The organism is Prauserella flavalba, assembly GCF_003202235.1.
Classification (GTDB): Bacteria; Actinomycetota; Actinomycetes; order Mycobacteriales; family Pseudonocardiaceae; genus Prauserella_A; species Prauserella_A flavalba.
The window spans coordinates 178716-194900 of the sequence record NZ_MASU01000009.1; the positions used below are offsets into that span (position 1 = coordinate 178716).

Below are 16185 nucleotides of genomic sequence, written 5' to 3' on the forward strand. Positions count from 1 at the left end.
TCTGCCTGGTGACGTTTCCGAGAAACCGCCGCACGCCGCACCGCACCCACCAGGTTTTATTGAATGAAACACGTGGACCGTTTCGCAATCACGCTACGGGCGCACGGTGGGCACCGTCAAGGGGGCCATGCGCCGAACCAGGGGCGCCCCAAATGCTGGCCCCCTGCTTCACCAGAAGGGACCCGCTAGGCTTCTGAAATGCCGAATCCGATTCTGAGGGGAAGTGAGTAAACTGCCACGGCGAAGGAACCAGGGGCAGGACGAGAACGCCGAAGAGACCCCGGCCACCGGCGAGGAACGCGACTACACCGTCCGTGCCGTGGAACGCGTCTGCTCGATCCTGAACCTGCTGCAGAATTCGATCGACGGGGTGTCCTTGATCGAGGTCGGTCAGGCCACCGAACTACCGAAGTCCTCCGCATTCCGTTATCTGTGGACGCTCGAGGCCCACCGTTACGTCGAGCGTGACGAGCACACTGGTCTGTACCGGCTGGGGCTCGGCTTCGTGGGCATGCAGTCGCGGCACCTCGAGGTGCTGCGTGAGCGCGCCCGGCCGTGGCTGGAGGAGCTGCGCGACGAGTTCGAGGAGACCACGAACCTCGGCATCCTCGACGGCGACCACGTGATCTACGTCGACATCGTGGAGAGCAGGCACAAGGTCCGCTCGGCCTCCTCCCGCGGCGACCGCGACCCGCTGCACTCCACCGCGCTCGGCAAGGCGATCGCGTCGCAGCTGCCCGATGCCCGGGTGCGGGACCTGCTCCAGCGCACCGGCATGGAGCGGCACTCGGACAACACGATCACCTCCATCGACGCCTACATGGACGAGCTGGCGAAGGTGCGCAGGCTCGGCTACGCCCTCGACAACGGGGAGAACGCGCCCGACGGCCGGTGCATCGCGGCACCGTTGCTCGGCACGCACCTGCCCGCCGCGGTCAGCATCAGCGCTCCCGCCGCCCGGTTCACGCTCAAGGACGTGGAGAAGGCCGCCAAGAAGCTGCTCGACGTCGCCGACCAGCTCACCACCAACCCGGTCACCGACCAGCAGCTCGACGAGGCGCCCGCCTGATCCGCCGCACGATGCTCACTCCCCTCAGCTGCCCGGCACCGTGTCGACGCCGGGCAGCTGTCGTCAGGTCCGGTCGCCGTCGGGCCACCAGCGGTCGGTGAGGTCCTTGCGGGCGTCGAGCAGCGCCTGCTCCCTGAGGTCCACGACGTACACGCCCCGCCAGCGCCAGAACCCGATGCGCTCCAGCGCCGCGCCCGCCCGCGCGGCGTCGAGCTCCGCGCCCGTCGCGTCCACGCCCTCGCCGGCGAAGTCCGAGGGCGCGGGGCTGCACACCGCGAGCCGCGCCGAGCGGGACATCGCCCGCAACGCACCGGCCAGCAACGCCGCGCCCATCCCGTGACCGCGCCAGTCCGGCGTGATCTCCACGCGCCGCACGATCACGAACCGCTCGGGCCCCGGCCCGATCCACTCGCCCAGCTCGGGATGCAGGCGGCGCTCGTCCAGTGCCACCGCCTCGACGAGGAAGTCCTGCACCCACCGGCCCAGCGCGGCGGCCTCCAGCAGGTCCCGATCGCGGAACAGGTCGGCAGCCGCGAACGCCATGTCCCCGACGTGCCGCAGATCGTCCGGGCAGACATCGAGCCGCCAGACATCCGCGGACACGTCCCACCGTTCGGGGTCCTCGTCCTGTTCCTCCGTGTGCCACCACAGCCGCCGATGGCGCAACGTGAGCTCGATCGACAGCGGATTGGCCGGAAGATCAGGTATCAACTGCCTCTCCTCACCGCGCGTTTCCCCGTGTGACATGCAGAGGGAGAAACGGCATCCACTACACGGCTCTGTAGGAACGACAGAGAACAGAACCATAACGAGTGACGCGAACCGACGCAGTGTAGCGCGGTGCCCCGCGTCCTGCCACTTCAGGCAGCTCAGGGCCGTTCTAAGGTTCGCGGTATGAGCGGTCCTGGCAAGAAGTACAACCCGGAGAACAAGACGGGTTACGAGTACGAGCTCCTCGCCGAGCACCTCGCCGGCCTCATCGAGCGGGGCGAATGGGCGCCCGGCAGCAGGCTGCCCGGTGAGCGGTCCCTCTCCGAGGAGTACGGCGTCGCGCTGGACACCGTCCGCAAGGCCACCCAGATTCTGCGCGACCGCGGGCTGGTGCAGACGCTGAAGTCCAAGGGAACCTTCGTCTCCCGCTAGGACCTCATCGCCGGAGGGTCTGGGCGGGGCTCTCGCCGAACCGGTCCCGGTACCAGCCCGAGAACCGGCCGAGATGCCGGAAACCCCAGCGCCGCGCCACCCGCGCCACCGCACCCACCTGCGGATCCAGCGCGAGCAGCTCCTCCCGGACCCTGCGCAGGCGCGCGTCCCGCAGGTACTCCGTCGGCGTCATTCCCAGCTGGCGGCGGAAGCCACCTTGCAACGCGCGCGTCCCGACGCCGGCCGCCGCGGCGAGGCTGCCGGCGGTGTGCGGCCGCTCGGGACCCGCCTCGATGAGATCGACCGCCACCCTGCACCAGGAGGAGCCCGGTGATCAGCTGCTCCTCCAGCGGCGCCGCCACGCGGGGGTCGGTGAGCAGCGTGCCGTCCAGGTTGGCCCGGCTGATCTCCGCCAGCAGGGACGCGAACCACTCCGCGGGCCTGCCCTCGCCCACGTTCATCCCCGGCCGGAACTCGAGCGGGTGGCGCAGCGGGCCGCCGAGGTGCCTGCTCAGCACCGCCTCGACCGCGGTGCGCTCGAAGCGGACGACCAGCAGCCTGCTCGTCTCGGACAGGCGCATGCGCAACGGCGCGGTCGGGGTCGTCACGGCAGCGAGCCCCGGCTCCGTGTAGACCTCGCACTTCCCGGACCGCACCACGCCCTTGCCCGCGAGGTGCGCCTGCACGACGTGGAACGACTCCGTCCTGCCCGGGGTCACGTCGACCTCGGCGCCGTAGTGCACGTAGTTCAGGCTCACCGCCCTGAGCCGGCACGAGTGCATCCTGGCGTCGAGGCGCCCGCGCGTTCCCACGAGCTCGAGCCGGTGGTCGCAGAGGACACGGGCCATCCGCTCCCGGGTCTGGTCGACGTCGCTGGACCGGAACAGCAGGTGCCGGTCCAGCGGCAGCCGGTTCACCGCCGGAGTGTCTGTGCGGGCCATTCGCCGAATCGCTCCCGGTACCAGAGGAGGAACGCCCGGTTGTGCGCGAAGCCCCAGCGCAGGGCGACCTCGTCGATGGTGACGCCGGCGAGCGGGGCCGCGAGGAGGTCCGCGCGGACCCCGTCGAGCCGCACCAGGCGCAGATACTGCTGCGGCGTCATCCCGCAATGCTCGCGGAAGGCGTCGTGCAGCGCGAGCCGGGTCAGTCCGACCGCGCCGGCGATCTCGGTCAGCGAACCAGACCCCGCACGCGGGCACCGCTCCAACGTCTCTATTACCCGCCGAACCGCCCGACCCCCGACGCCACTCATCCCGTCACTCCGCACGCGGCACGACACAGTGCGGCTGGAACGACAGCAGCTCGCGGATCAGCATCTCCTCGACTCCCGGCACGGCGCCGGCACCCGGGTAATCGCTGCGCAGGCAGGAGCGGACCCGGTTCCACCAGCTGAGGCCGTCGCCCTCGCGAAGGTCCAGCAGGGGGTCGAACACCAGCGACTGACTCGGGAGGTAGCCCGCCGAGCTCGCGCGGACCCTGGCGATCGCCCGCTCGTTGATCCGCAGGACGAACGCGAGGGTGTCCTCGCTCAGGCTCATCCACAGCGGCTGGCTCGGCGAGGCGAGCACCCCGACGCCCGGATCCGCCTCGACGACCTCGGCTCCACAGTGGAACGTGCCGTGCCCGCGCAGCGGGACGATCAGCGGGTGGTAGCCGGCGGTGAGGCCGGGAACGACGTTGGCGACGGCGCCGTAGTCGAGCACGGTCACGACGAGCTCTCGGAACCGCGTCGCCATCATGCGGACGTCCACGGCGTCGCCCTCCGTCAGCAACCGGAGCCGGTGCGGGGAGAGGTACCTCGAGACGCCGTCGCGGGCGTCCTCGACGCTGGTCCAGCGGAAGAACTCGAACTCGGGCACAGGGCCGACCTCCGTGTCCCCCCGACTGTTGCCGATATTGCCGTTTCGAGGCGAGTTCCATACAATGAAACTCACAGGTCATTACAGCGAAGGAAGCCTATCGACCCCGGGAGACGGGGTCAAGACGACCACGTCGGCAGCGGTGCCGTCGTCGAGCGAAACCAGGTGGGTCCGTGCCGGGACGCAGGAAACCTAATCCCCCAGAGGAAGAGCCGTCAAACGAGAGCCGGGACTACTCGGTGCGGGCGGTCGAAAGAGTGTGCTCGATCCTCAACCTCGTGCAGGAGTCGGTGGATGGGGTCACGCTCAACGCGGTCGCGAAGACGACGCAGCTGCCCAAGTCCTCGGCCTTCCGCTACCTCTGGACGCTGGAGAACCACCGGTACGTGGAGCGCGACACCGACAGCGGCCTGTTCCGCCTGGGGCTGGGCTTCGTCGGGATGCAGTCGCGGCACCTCGAGGTGCTGCGCGAGCGGGCGCGACCGTGGCTGGAACGCCTGCGGGACGAGTACGACGAGACCACGAACCTGGGCATCCTGGACGGCAACGCGGTGATCTACCTCGACATCGTGGAGAGCAGGCGCACGGTCCGGCTGTCGGTGTCCAACGGCCACCGGGACCCGATCCACTCGACGGCGCTGGGCAAGGCGATCGCGGCCCACCTGCCGGAGGGCCGGGTCCGCGAGATGCTGACGCAGGCGGGGATGCCGGGGGTCACGCCGAACACCATCACCACTCCGGACGCGTACCTCGACGAGCTCGGCAAGGTGCGCGAAGACGGATACGCGGTGGACAACGCGGAGAACGAACCGGACGGCCGCTGCGTGGCGGTGCCGATCCTGGGCACGAGACTGCCGGCGGCAATCAGCCTGAGCGCCCCGGCGTCCCGCTTCGCACGAGAAGACGTCGCCAAGGTGGCAAAGTCACTGCAAGAGATCGCGGACCAGATCGCCGCTCCGGAGGAACGCCCGGAACAGGAGTGACGATGGCGCCAGGAGTGAGGCCAACAGCATCACTGAGAGAACTTGCGCAGCCTGACGATTTCGTTTCCCATGAAATCGAATATCGCGACAGCCTCCTTGTCCGGACCTGAATCACCGCTCTTCTTGTCCACCGAACGCTCCGACCACAGCACGACCACCCTGTCGCCTTGCGCGAAGTACTCCAGGCTTCTGGTGAGGCGGATCTCTTCCGCCAGCATCGGGTCAGAAAGCGATTCGAACAGGTCAGTCACATAATCTACGAGTTCCTGTTTCGAACAGGTCGATCCCGACGCGCCTGGTGACGCGTACTCGAAAACGACGCCTTCAGCCAAGAGATCGAAGAAGGGGCGATAGTCCTCCAAGCTCCTTTCGGTGATCTTGGTGTCCAGATGCGACAGAGCCTTCCTTGCCAGCTGCACTCGATCAACCAGCACGTCACTCATAGTCGTTGATCCAATCTATACAGTCGTCTGACACGGATTACCTACTGTTTCAGCCGTCGTGCCACGTCGACGCGACGCCGCTTTCCGCCTCAGCGGGAATGAACTCACCTGCGGACACAGCCCGGCGTGCGGACTGAACCATGTCCCGGTAGTCGTACAGCGGCTCATAGCCAAGGCGCTCACGCGCCGCGTCGATACTCAACTCCAGCCGGAAAGTCATCGGCATCTCCACCATCAGCTGGGGTACACCGAAGGTTTCCGCGATCACCGCGGCTCCCTCGTCGTGCGAGGTGGGCTCAGCAGCGGCGATGTTGAAGGGGTGACCGATCGCCCCGGGCGCTGTCATCGCCCGGTAGACACCCTGGACGGCATCGCGCACGTCGACCATGCTCAATGTCCAGGGCTCGCCGTCCGGGCCGGTCAGGCCCACCGCCGCGTCGGCGGGCACATCCCTCACCGCGGCGTCGTAGAGCTTCGCGAGGTCGGGCTGGTTCTCGAACAACGGCCAGAGATGACTGTCCTTGCCCATCGCCTGCCACCGGAGAATCGATCGCCAGAAGCCGGCCCGGAAGATGTTCGGCGCTTCTTCCGGGCTCACCACGGTCGCGAACCGCACGATCGAGAACGGCAGGCCGAACTGGACGGCATGGTTGCGCAAGATGATCTCACCGAGCAGTTTGGCCGTACCGTAGTAGTCTGCGGGCTCCTGGGGCACGTTTTCCGTCAGCGGCACGGCGGGCGGAGCCCCGGGACGGTAGGTCCCGTCCGAACTCACCAACACGAACCGCTCGATGTCACCCCCCGCGTGAACAACGCCTTCGAGCAGGCGCAGCGTGCCGAAGGCGTTGACGTCGAAGAACCGGTCCACCGGAGTGGCTCCTCGTACCAGCTGCGCGGCGAGATGGACCACATGGGACACGTCCTCGCATGCCGAGTCGATCGCCGCCTGATCGGCGAGGTCCGCCTCCACGACCTGCACCTCGGCGAACCGGTCGAGCTTGCTCGCGTGCGGATCACCCGGCATCACCATCGCCCGCACCTCGTAGCCTTCCGCCAAGAGCCGCCGGACCATGTTCGCGCCCACCCGACCTGACGCACCGGTCACCAAAACCCGCATCAACGTTCACCGCTTCCGAGTCGCTTCGCCTGACTGCAGCGTTCCAAGTCGTCCTTGGGTTCGAACCCCGACACGGCTATAGTGAAATAGTCGTTTCGATAATGCAAGATGTTGCAACGCCGCGGGAGGACGATGCGTATGGCGGAGCCGGGCCCCACCTCCCGAAAGGAATCCGTGCTCACCGGTGGAGTGGTACTGACCACTCTCCGTGGGCGTCCCGAAGGCCCGGTTGTCGCGTTGCTGGGCGGAGTTCACGGCGACGAGGACGAAGGCGTACTGGCCGTCCTCCGAGTGCTCGACGAGGTGTCGCGAGCACCGATCGCCGGGACTCTTCGCGCGGTCGCGCGGGCCAACCCGGTGGCGTGGGCCGCGCAGAGCAGGTTCAACCCGCTCGACGGTCAGAACCTGGCCCGGTGCTTTCCAGGTGACGGTGACGAATCACCGACGTCGGCGCTGGCCGCCGGCATCACGGACGAGGTCATCACCGGCGCGGACCTCCTCATCGATCTGCATTCGGCAGGGCTGAACTACCAGATGCCGCTGTTCTGCGGCTATACCGAGGACAGCGCGGCCGAGGATTCCCGGCGGGCCGCGGTCGCCTTCGGCGCGCCCCTCATCTGGTCGCATCCGCGCACCGGCCCGGGTCGGAGCCTGTCCGTTGCCGCCGAGCTCGGAATTCCGGCCGTCTACGCCGAGTGCGCCGGAAGCGGTGCCGTCCGCAGCGGCGAACTCGACGCCTACGTTCGTGGCGCCCTCGGCATCTTGACCGAGTTCGGCATGCTCCCGGAGACGTACCGGACCGACACCCCATCGGACGCCAGGTGGGTGTACGGCGACGGCGACCTCGACGACGGCGCCCAGTCCAAACACGACGGTCTCTTCACCGGCACGGTGGCGGCGGGAGCGGCGGTCACGCACGGCCGGGAGATCGGCCGGCTCTACGACTACGGCGGCCGTCTGCTCGAGACGGTTCGCGCGACCTACGACGGTGTCGTGATGTTCCTGCGCCACCGTGCTCGGACGTCGGTCGACGACGTGCTGTTCGTACTGGCCAGGACCAACGCAGACCAGGAGTGAACCAGGTGGAACCTCGCAACCAGGGACTGAACCGGTTCGCAGCAGACCTCCCGGCTGTCGACCAGTTCGTCAGCCTCGGAGAGGGGAACACGCCACTGCTACCGCTGCCCTCCCTCGCACGGCAGCTCGGACTCGCCCGGCTGTCCGCGAAGCTGGAGTCGCAGAATCCCACGGGCTCCTACAAGGACCGGGTCGCCGCGATGTCGCTGTCCCTGGCAAGGCAGCGCGGGCAGAACGGATGGATAGCCACGTCCTCGGGCAACGCAGGACTGTCCATGGCCGCCTATGGCACGCGCGCGGGGCTGCCCGGGTTCCTGTGTCTCGTCGCGTCGGCACCGCTCGAGAAGCGCCAGCCCCTGATGCCGTACTCGATCGGCGTCGTCGCCGTCGAGGGAGTCGGACGGCGTTCGAAGGCATCCACCGACAACGGCCTCTTCGACCATGTCCGCTCGGCAGCGGAACGCCACGACCTGTACCTCGCTATCACCGCCCACGAGTTCAACCCCGAAGGCATGCGCGGCATCGACACCATCGCGTACGAACTCGTCGAGCAGGCGCCCGATGCCTCGCACGTCTACGTGCCCACCGGCGGTGGCGGCCTGGTCACCGCCATCGGGCGAGGGCTGCGGGCTCGCCGGTCGGCGGCGAAAGTGATCATTTGCCAGCCAAGCGGATGCTCACCCATCGTGCGTCATCTGAGCCGGGAGATTCCCTCACCTGTCATAGAAACGTGCGAGAGCGACATCTCGGCACTGCAGATCCCGCACCCTCCCGACGGGGTTTCCGCGGTCGAGGCGGTGCTCGACTCCGCCGGATGGGCCACCGCGACGGGAGACAACGCCATCCTCGCGGCCCAACGGCGTCTGGCGGAGACGGAGGGCGTGTTCGTTGAACCCGCGTCGGCCGCGGCCCTCGCCTGCCTCGAACGAGACGTCGCGGAGGCCCGGATCGGCGCCGGCGCTCACGTCGTGCTGATCCTGACGGGCGCAGGCTGGAAGGACCTGGGCCGGTTCGGCGCCGAAGCCGCCGCGATCGACCCGGCCGAGCTCGACGAGGTTCCGGCGCGCGTCGACGACTGGGCCGAGGCCTCCGTTCCCGGATCCTCCTGTACGGATTTCGTCGCCCGCTGACCCGCTCTCTGGAGGATCGATGTGCACGTCAGGCAGCTCACATGTTTAGGTCCACGTCCGAGTTCACGCTGCATGCGGTGCCGGTCTCCGAGTCGGTTTCCGGCCTCGGCGAATCGCCCCTGTGGGATCCCCCCGCCGGGCTCCGATGGCTCGACATCGCCGGCGACCGGCTCCACACCATCGACGCCGACGGCCACGAATCGTCAATCTCCCTGTCGGTGACCGCCACGGCCGTCGAACTCGGCCCCGGCTCCGACCTGTTCACCGTCACCCGGACGGGGTTCGGCTGGCTCGATCCCGCCAACGGGCGAATCGCGCAGAAGGTCACGGCAACGGAGGCCGACGGTGTCACCATGAACGACGCCGCGATCGATCCGCATGGCAGGGCCTGGGCCGGTTCCGCCGTCATGGACGACAGCCGCCGAGGTGCGCTGTACCGCCTCGACGACCGCGGCGTAACCACCCAGTTGCACCGGCTGAGCATGTCCAACGGCATCGACTGGTCGCCGGGCGGCGACACGCTGTACCACGTCGACAGCACCGCGGGCACCGTCACGGCATGGGACTACGACCTCGGCTCCGGCGAGCTGGGAGCGGCGCGTGTCCTGCGAACCGTTCCCGGCGAGATCGGGCTGCCCGACGGTCTCGCCGTCGACGCGGAGGGCTCGATCTGGCTCGCGATCTGGGGGCCAGGGCAGGTGTGGCGGCTGGATCCCCGGACCGGTGACGTCACGGCCACGGTCGACGTGCCGACTCCCTGCACCACGAGCTGCACCTTCGGAGGGACCGAACTGTCTACTTTGTACATAACGACCGCCAACCACGAGCAGCCGGAGGGTGGTGGTCTCCTGTACGCCGTGGAGACACCCCTGACCGGCCGCCACACCCACCGGTTCACCGAAGCGCTGTGAGGACGATGATGCATCGAACTGGAGTCGCACTCGTCACCGGAGCCTCGCAGGGCATCGGGGCTGCGATCGCCCGGCGGCTCGCGGCGGACGGCGAGTTCGTCGCGATCAACAGCTATCCCGACGAGGACATGATCGCCGCGGCGAAGAAGGTCGCCGCGGACATCCACAGCGCCGGTGGCAAGGCGGCCGTGCTGCCGGCCGACATCAGCGATCCCTCCTCCGTGGACACGATGTTCACCCGGTGCGAGGCGGAGCTCGGGCCGGTCGGTTCGCTGGTACTCAACGCGGCCGCGACCGGCCGGTCGACGTGGCACGAGATCACCGAGCACGAGTGGGACAGGATGGCCGACGTCAACCTCAAGGGCCTATTCCTGTGCTGCAGGAGGGCTTTCGCCAGGTCCGGCCGGCCAGAGAACTCGGCGATCGTCACCGTCAGCAGCGTGCAGGCCAAGCTCGGCGCACCCGACTCCCTGCACTACGCGACGACCAAGGCCGGCATCATCGGATTCACACGTTCCCTCGCCGGCGCGCTCGGGCCTCGCGGGATCCGCGTCAACTGCGTGATGCCGGGCGCGATCCAGACCGAGGCGGAGATCGCGGCGTTCCCCGACCAGGAGCAGGTCGCTCAGATCATGTTCGCCAGCCAGATGCTGCAGCGCAGGGGAAAACCGGAGGACGTCGCGAGCGTCGTGAGCTTCCTTCTCGGCCCCGACAGTTCCTTCATGACAGGACAGACGGTCTGCGTCGACGGCGGCTGGGTCCTGCTGTGAGCTTGAAGAAGCCCCTTCCCATTCAAGACAGCTCCGGAACGCGGCTCGACCAACCGACGCCAAGTTCCGACTCGATATAGTCATTCAGATTGGAGATTATCCTAATTCGGGTTATCAGCCCGTCTGTGAAATCCATGATGACGGCGTTCCAGTTATTACGTACCGTCTTCGCGGTTTTTTTAATGAAATATCTCTCCTCGTTGATCATCACAACTCGGTCCCCAGTAGCCAAGAACTCTAATGGCTTTACTACCGGGTCCTCAAGATCAACATCGACAATGACGCCTTGCTCCCATGAGAGCATTTCCACCAAAGCCTGCTTGCCCCGAACTTCACCAGGATAAGTCGGCAAATCAGGGCACTTGGGGCCTTCATGAGACCAGATCACATCTTCTGCCAAGAGCTCAAAGAGGACCTCGTCACCGTTACCAGGGGCACGAAAAGCCGAGTTTATATAGAAGAACGACCATGCCCGTAGCGCAAGCCCGATATTAAGCTGCTCACGAGTCCACCCACCGTTGCAGTTTTTCAAACCGATACCCTCCACTACGCCGTCAAAGAATCATTTTCCTTCAGATAAGGCCCTGTGAGCATCTACGAACTCCATCATCTCCTTAATACGCCTATCCCGAACCAATAGGCCATCTGCGAACTCCAGGATTACGGCGAACGCCTTACCTTCGACACGGTGACCATTCGCCCTAATGCGGTAACTTTCGCGCCCCAAGATTGCAACCTTGTCTCGTCCACCCACAAACTCCACGCTTCCGTCAACGCGCAGTTCTTCAAACAGTTCGTGCAAACCGGAAACAAAAAATTCTTCGACGGCAGCTTTACCGCGGATAGATCGCTGCAAAGGAGTCCCAGAAGGAATACCGAACTCTAACGATATGTCCGGCGCCAACAGATCCAGGTACGGGGCGTAAAAGTCTGACTCGCAGCCTCGCTGAAAACCAGTATTCTCAAGAGTGCAAAGCGCTCGCTCTGCCAGAAAATGTCCGCTCATACTCACTTCCCAGATCCGCTTTTCTCGCATCGAGACATCGTCGCGCCCACGTACAACTGGACAGACGGAATCTATCATCGCGCAGCCATCAAGCCCAGGGCCTAATTTCGCCCGCTCGAGGCCAATCTCACGTGGGGGTGATAGCAGGCAAAACCGCGACTTGCGTGCTCTTCGAGTATCGGACGCACGGAACATCTCTCAGTAACCCGCTCACACCGATCCCGAAATCTGCAACCTTCCAAAAACGATTCGGGCCGACGAACCTGCCCAGGAATCGACTTCAACTCCTCGGCCCCTTTCTCCAAACTGACACTTGCCGCAACAAGTCCTGCCGTATATGGATGACGAGGGTCTTGTAGCACTTCGGACGTCGGCCCCGTCTCTACGATCTGACCTGCGTACATTATCGCAATCCTCTGTGTGAACTCCGAAACCAAAGCCAGATCGTGGCTAATAAATAAAAGAGCGAACCGCAAGTTGCTTTGCAAGTTCAGCAACAGTTCCATTATCTGCGCCTGTACAGTCACATCGAGCGCGGTAGTCGGTTCGTCGGCGACGACAAGTCGCGGATTACGCGCCAGCGCCAGCGCAATGAGCACTCTTTGCCTCTGCCCACCTGACAATTGATAAGGTTTAGCCCGCAAAATACGTTGAGTATCGCTGAGCCGCACTGACTCCAATAGCTTCGCTGGCGTCGCTTCTGCGCCCGTGCGCTTGCAGACCTGCGACAATTGACTTCCGATGCTCATCCCGGGGTTCAGACTTGTCATCGCATCCTGATATATTATTCCTATCCCTCGTCCGCGTATCCCCCTACGCTGACTCTTCTTCATCGACCTAACATCTCTCCCCAAGAAATCGATGCAGCCATCTGAAACCGCGGCAGAAGGAAGCAGGTCCGATACGGCCAAGCCCAGAATTGACTTTCCACAGCCGGATTCGCCGACGATCGCTAGACGCTCGCCTGAACCGATCGAAAGGTTGACGTTATCCAACACTGAAACTTGCCCGTAACTACGAGGAAACCGTACCGACAAATTCTGTATTCTAAGTATGTCCTTTTCGTTCATCGGGACCTCAACCGCCTGCCGATCGCGTCGGAAAACCTATTCAGGATCATTACAGTCAGGACTATCGCCACACCGGGAAATAGCGAAACCCACCAGGCACCTGATTCCAGAACCTCCTGCCCGTCGCGGATCATGTTTCCCCACGAGGGCGCCGGCTGCCTAGTTCCCGCACCAATGAACGATAGTGCAGCTTCAGCGACTATGGCGTCCGCCATTACAAGGGTCGTATAGACGAGAACCGGCACTCCAGCGTTAATGCCAACATGATAGCCAACCAGCCTCACCGGACGGGTGCCTATGAGCCGTGCGGCGGTGACGTAGTCTTCGCCGTACTCACTGAAGACTGCTGCGCGAACCACGCGCGCCATAGGCGGAGTGTAGATAATAGCTAGCACGATTATCGTTGTCGACATGCTAGGACCAATGGCCGACGCAAGCACGATCGCTAGCAAAATCCCGGGGAAAGCCAATGCTATCTCAGTGATACGCATTACTAAATTCCCGATCCATTTTGGCCCGGTGGCTGCGATTGCTCCGAGAAAACCGCCTGCGATTAGCGCAGCCACTGCGGACGTTAGTGCAACAAAAAGACTGATTCTCGCCCCATAAAGCACTCGCGTTGCAACGTCGCGACCCGTTTGGTCTGTCCCAAATATGTTGTCCCTGCTGGGACGTAACAGTGGCTGTTCAGTACCGAGCTCTGTCGGTGACGTCGACACCAAAGCCGGCAGTACAAGCAGCACCAGCACCGCTCCCAGTACCATCATCGCGGACCAGAACGGTAATGAATTGAAGTGCTTAGGCCGCCGCATGTAAAAGTATCGAAGGCTTCGGCTGTCGCGGGTGCCGCTCTGCGGCAGTTTAAGGCTCATTCTGCTCCCGCCTCCGCCGCACGAGGATTCAAAAGTATGTAGAATAAATCTACCACCAGATTAACCAGCACAAACACGAACGCCGACACAATGGCTACCCCACGTACAACCCCGAGGTCTCCTTGATCCGCGCCCGAAACAAGTAGCGTGCCCATGCCGGGGAGGTTGAATACCGACTCAACCACGATTGCACCGGACATCAAGCCGCCAATATAGAGCCCGAGGACCGTAACGGGCGATATCAACGAGTTACGCAACACATTTCTCACCATGATCGTCGACCACGGAATTCCCGCGCCTTTCGCTGTCCGCACGTAATCTTTAGCCAGCTCGTCGGCGACCGAAGCCCTAACGATACGAGTCATCGCGGCCGTAAAAGGGAGCGCCAAAACCGTAGCTGGCCCGATGATAGACGAGAACCAATACCTGACTCCGTCACCAATGGGAAAATATCCACCGGATGGCAAGACGCCCAATGCCACAGCAAACAACTGAATAAACATGAGGCCAACCCAGAACGGCGGCGCCGCCTGAAAAAGGGCAGCCAGACCGCCGATCGTTCTATCGACCAGGCGACCGTCGGTCTGAGCCGCCAGTACCCCCAGAAGCAGCGATAAAAAGACCGCTATCACTGTGGCGAGTAGCATCAACTGCAACGTGACGGGAAAAGCCGCGCCGATCAGATGCGCCACCGGCTCGGGTCTGACGACGGAGCTTCCAAGATCCAAATGCAAGAGATTGACGATGAAGCGCCAGAATCGTACCCAGACTGGATCGTCGAGCCCATTCGCCGCAGCGAACCTCTCTCGAGCCTCCTCCGAAGCAAACAGACCCAGGCTGGCCCTGGCAGGGTCGTTCGGTGAAAGGTCAACGATGAGGAAAACAAGTAGGATGACACCAAAGAGCACAATAGGCGCGGTTACAATCCGCCGTGCGACAAATCGCCATACGGGTGCCTTCTGATACTTCCTGGTCGGTCGCACGCCCGGCTCATCATCGGCCGATGTACGTCGGGACCCGGAAATGTAATCCTTTGTCAAAGGCATCTTATGCCCTCCCCGGAACTACCCACTAACGCCGTCAGGCAGGAACCCAGGTCCGGGAAGTGCCCGAAACCCACTCAACTCGCTACGCCAGGCCGTCAGTTGCTTGACCCGATGCAATGCCGCGATCGGCACCTCGTTTTGAACGATACTTTGCGCTTCAGCCCATCGTTCGCGGCGTTGTGTTCCGTTATTCATCTCGATTGCCTCGTCTAAGAGCGTCTCTATGCGCGTCAACGCTGGCGAGTCCCAATGCGCAAACTGCCTAGGCAGAGGGCCATAGAAGTGGAACCTCAGCAAGAAGTCGACATCAGGCGATCCGGTCGACGCGTCCGAGTACCCAAGGAGCGCACCAAACCGACCTTCTGGAACCCGCGCATAGAGACCCAATCCTCCGGGAACCATGTTCGGAAGGAATCCGACGTCTCGAAGATTTTGTTCGATGATTGGCTGCTGAGATATTACGTAGCTCTCATTGAAGATCAGGAAATCGATCGGAACAGGATCGGAGCCATATCCGGCTTCCCTAATCAACTGACGAGCGCGCGTCGGCGAAAACTTGTAGACCACCTCAGGCTGCACGTATTCTGGATGCTCCTCTGGTATCCAGCCTCCCCAACAAGGTTGAGCCAAGCCAAAGAAGCTCGTGCGAGTTATTGCATCGCGGTCGAGCGCGTAACATACAGCTCGCCGCATGCGCGCATCGTTGAAAGGTGGCTTTCCACAGTTAAAGATCAACGTAGTCGACCGATAGCTATCGACAGCGGCTTCTTTGACTCCATCGTCGCCTTTTAGCGCCTGGTATGCCGCCGGGGGAACTTGTTCGATCACATCGAACTTGGCTGTCCGAAGCCCAGATATCCGGGCATTTCCATCTTCAACGATACTGATATCGAGAACTTCGTAACTTTGATTGCGCCGACCCTTGTACTCTTCGAATTTTTCGAGTCGAACACTTTTCTCCGATACGGCCGAAGTCACGCGGTATGGTCCAGAACCAATCGGCCTCAACTTTAATTGCTCGGAAGGAACAGACTTCGGCAGTACTGGAAACGCTGAAAGACGCTCGACCATCAAGGAAATTGGGACGCGAAGCTTGAACTCAACCTCATATCGACCTACCGCTCGCACCTGTTCAAAGAGTTCAAAAAAACGAGCTAGGTCAATATTCTCAGCTGGATCTTTTATCCGGTTCAGCGTGTGCACTACATCGCTGGCATCGAGATCAATTCCGTTGTGAAACTTCCGATTCTCTTCCAAACGGACCCGGTAGACACCTGGCGAGGTTTCCAGCGGCATTCCCTTCGCCAGCTCCCGCGAAAGCTGGGCACGTGGCGGGAATGGATCGACACGATACAGTCGCTCCGACCAAAGGTTGGCAATCGACTGCGTAGCCTCAAACTGGCCCGCAAGGGGGTCCAAGCTCGGAAACGCGTTGAACAGCGATACCGTAAGGGTTCCGCTGGATGAGTTGCCCGCCTGCGGTGGCGCCTCAGCTGTGCAGCCCGACAGGAGCAGGCCACTCGAGCCGACTGCGGCAGCTCCGGCGCCGAGGCTTATTGTATGCAACAGGTTTCGACGCGTGAGGAGCCTTGGCCAGATGGCCGCGAATCCGTCGTCTTCAGCCGTTGTGACCATGGCGAGACCTTCCCGAAGCGGAGCGTCGCACTGATTGAAATAGAAGTTTCAGAG

The 16185-nt window shown here is 63.5% G+C and carries 19 protein-coding genes and 1 pseudogene; 7 read left to right on the top strand and 13 right to left on the bottom strand.

Features of this window, described 5'->3' with window-relative positions:
* Positions 1-232: 232 nt before the first annotated feature.
* Positions 233-1069 (top strand): IclR family transcriptional regulator, encoded by an 837-nt coding sequence (locus tag BA062_RS22835; RefSeq protein ID WP_110340475.1) that lies wholly within the window; start codon positions 233-235, stop codon positions 1067-1069.
* Positions 1070-1132: 63 nt separating this feature from the next.
* On the opposite strand, the gene BA062_RS22840 is transcribed toward BA062_RS22835, so the two are convergent.
* On the bottom strand, positions 1133-1780 hold the full coding sequence (locus tag BA062_RS22840) for a hypothetical protein (RefSeq protein ID WP_110339988.1): 648 nt from the start codon (positions 1778-1780) through the stop codon (positions 1133-1135).
* Positions 1781-1963: 183 nt separating this feature from the next.
* Between BA062_RS22840 and BA062_RS22845 the strand changes: the two genes are divergently transcribed.
* Positions 1964-2212 carry a GntR family transcriptional regulator gene (locus BA062_RS22845; RefSeq protein ID WP_110339990.1) on the top strand — a complete coding sequence of 83 codons (249 nt, stop codon included), beginning with the start codon at positions 1964-1966 and terminating at the stop codon, positions 2210-2212.
* A 4-nt stretch (positions 2213-2216) separates the two neighbouring features.
* Here BA062_RS22845 and BA062_RS22850 read toward each other — a convergent pair whose 3' ends face one another.
* From BA062_RS22850 to BA062_RS22865, 4 genes and pseudogenes are all read right to left on the bottom strand, one after another.
* Positions 2217-2522 (bottom strand): helix-turn-helix transcriptional regulator, encoded by a 306-nt coding sequence (locus tag BA062_RS22850; protein WP_110339992.1) that lies wholly within the window; start codon positions 2520-2522, stop codon positions 2217-2219.
* A 67-nt stretch (positions 2523-2589) separates the two neighbouring features.
* Positions 2590-3153: pseudogene (locus BA062_RS41360) on the bottom strand (cupin domain-containing protein); the annotation flags it as partial.
* Positions 3126-3464, bottom strand: coding sequence for a helix-turn-helix domain-containing protein (locus tag BA062_RS40995; protein WP_110339994.1), 339 nt, complete (start codon positions 3462-3464; stop codon positions 3126-3128). The gene BA062_RS40995 and the pseudogene BA062_RS41360, both read right to left, overlap by 28 nt.
* A 4-nt stretch (positions 3465-3468) precedes the next feature.
* A complete protein-coding gene (locus BA062_RS22865) occupies positions 3469-4071 on the bottom strand; it encodes a cupin domain-containing protein (protein ID WP_168214060.1) in 603 nt (200 codons plus the stop codon).
* 239 nt (positions 4072-4310) lie between these two features.
* Between BA062_RS22865 and BA062_RS22870 the strand changes: the two genes are divergently transcribed.
* Entirely contained in the window at positions 4311-5054 is a 744-nt protein-coding gene (locus tag BA062_RS22870; protein WP_342768940.1) for an IclR family transcriptional regulator, read from the top strand.
* Positions 5055-5083: 29 nt separating this feature from the next.
* On the opposite strand, the gene BA062_RS22875 is transcribed toward BA062_RS22870, so the two are convergent.
* Together BA062_RS22875 and BA062_RS22880 are read right to left on the bottom strand one after the other, a co-directional pair.
* A complete protein-coding gene (locus BA062_RS22875; RefSeq protein ID WP_110340000.1) occupies positions 5084-5497 on the bottom strand; it encodes a nuclear transport factor 2 family protein in 414 nt (137 codons plus the stop codon).
* Positions 5498-5546: 49 nt separating this feature from the next.
* The gene (locus tag BA062_RS22880) at positions 5547-6614 is read right to left on the bottom strand and encodes an NAD-dependent epimerase/dehydratase family protein (RefSeq protein WP_110340002.1); all 1068 of its coding nucleotides are present in this window, start codon (positions 6612-6614) and stop codon (positions 5547-5549) included.
* Positions 6615-6752: 138 nt separating this feature from the next.
* On the opposite strand from BA062_RS22880, the gene BA062_RS22885 reads away from it, so the two are divergent.
* The 4 genes from BA062_RS22885 to BA062_RS22900 all read left to right on the top strand — a co-directional run bounded on the left by BA062_RS22885 (position 6753) and on the right by BA062_RS22900 (position 10502).
* The gene (locus BA062_RS22885) at positions 6753-7691 is read left to right on the top strand and encodes a succinylglutamate desuccinylase/aspartoacylase family protein (protein WP_168214061.1); all 939 of its coding nucleotides are present in this window, start codon (positions 6753-6755) and stop codon (positions 7689-7691) included.
* Entirely contained in the window at positions 7688-8821 is a 1134-nt protein-coding gene (locus BA062_RS22890) for a pyridoxal-phosphate dependent enzyme (RefSeq protein ID WP_110340006.1), read from the top strand. Before BA062_RS22885 ends, BA062_RS22890 begins: the two co-directional genes overlap by 4 nt.
* A gap of 77 nt (positions 8822-8898) precedes the next feature.
* Positions 8899-9732, top strand: coding sequence for an SMP-30/gluconolactonase/LRE family protein (locus tag BA062_RS22895; RefSeq protein ID WP_168214062.1), 834 nt, complete (start codon positions 8899-8901; stop codon positions 9730-9732).
* Between the two features lie 8 nt (positions 9733-9740).
* The gene (locus tag BA062_RS22900) at positions 9741-10502 is read left to right on the top strand and encodes an SDR family NAD(P)-dependent oxidoreductase (RefSeq protein ID WP_168214063.1); all 762 of its coding nucleotides are present in this window, start codon (positions 9741-9743) and stop codon (positions 10500-10502) included.
* Positions 10503-10524: 22 nt separating this feature from the next.
* Here the strand turns inward: BA062_RS22900 and BA062_RS22905 are convergent, their stop codons facing one another.
* The 6 genes from BA062_RS22905 to BA062_RS22925 all read right to left on the bottom strand — a co-directional run bounded on the left by BA062_RS22905 (position 10525) and on the right by BA062_RS22925 (position 16131).
* Complete coding sequence (locus BA062_RS22905) at positions 10525-11049, bottom strand: nuclear transport factor 2 family protein (RefSeq protein WP_110340012.1); 525 nt, start codon at positions 11047-11049, stop codon at positions 10525-10527.
* A gap of 15 nt (positions 11050-11064) precedes the next feature.
* Entirely contained in the window at positions 11065-11538 is a 474-nt protein-coding gene (locus BA062_RS39565) for a nuclear transport factor 2 family protein (RefSeq protein WP_146240065.1), read from the bottom strand.
* Between the two features lie 71 nt (positions 11539-11609).
* Positions 11610-12578 carry an ABC transporter ATP-binding protein gene (locus BA062_RS22910; protein WP_110340014.1) on the bottom strand — a complete coding sequence of 323 codons (969 nt, stop codon included), beginning with the start codon at positions 12576-12578 and terminating at the stop codon, positions 11610-11612.
* Positions 12575-13450, bottom strand: coding sequence for an ABC transporter permease subunit (locus BA062_RS41000; protein ID WP_110340016.1), 876 nt, complete (start codon positions 13448-13450; stop codon positions 12575-12577). The genes BA062_RS22910 and BA062_RS41000 overlap by 4 nt, the downstream gene beginning before the upstream one ends.
* Positions 13447-14496 (bottom strand): ABC transporter permease, encoded by a 1050-nt coding sequence (locus BA062_RS22920; protein ID WP_110340018.1) that lies wholly within the window; start codon positions 14494-14496, stop codon positions 13447-13449. Before BA062_RS22920 ends, BA062_RS41000 begins: the two co-directional genes overlap by 4 nt.
* A gap of 18 nt (positions 14497-14514) precedes the next feature.
* Positions 14515-16131, bottom strand: a complete 1617-nt coding sequence (locus BA062_RS22925) for an ABC transporter substrate-binding protein (RefSeq protein ID WP_110340020.1) — start codon at positions 16129-16131, stop codon at positions 14515-14517.
* Positions 16132-16185: the final 54 nt, after the last annotated feature.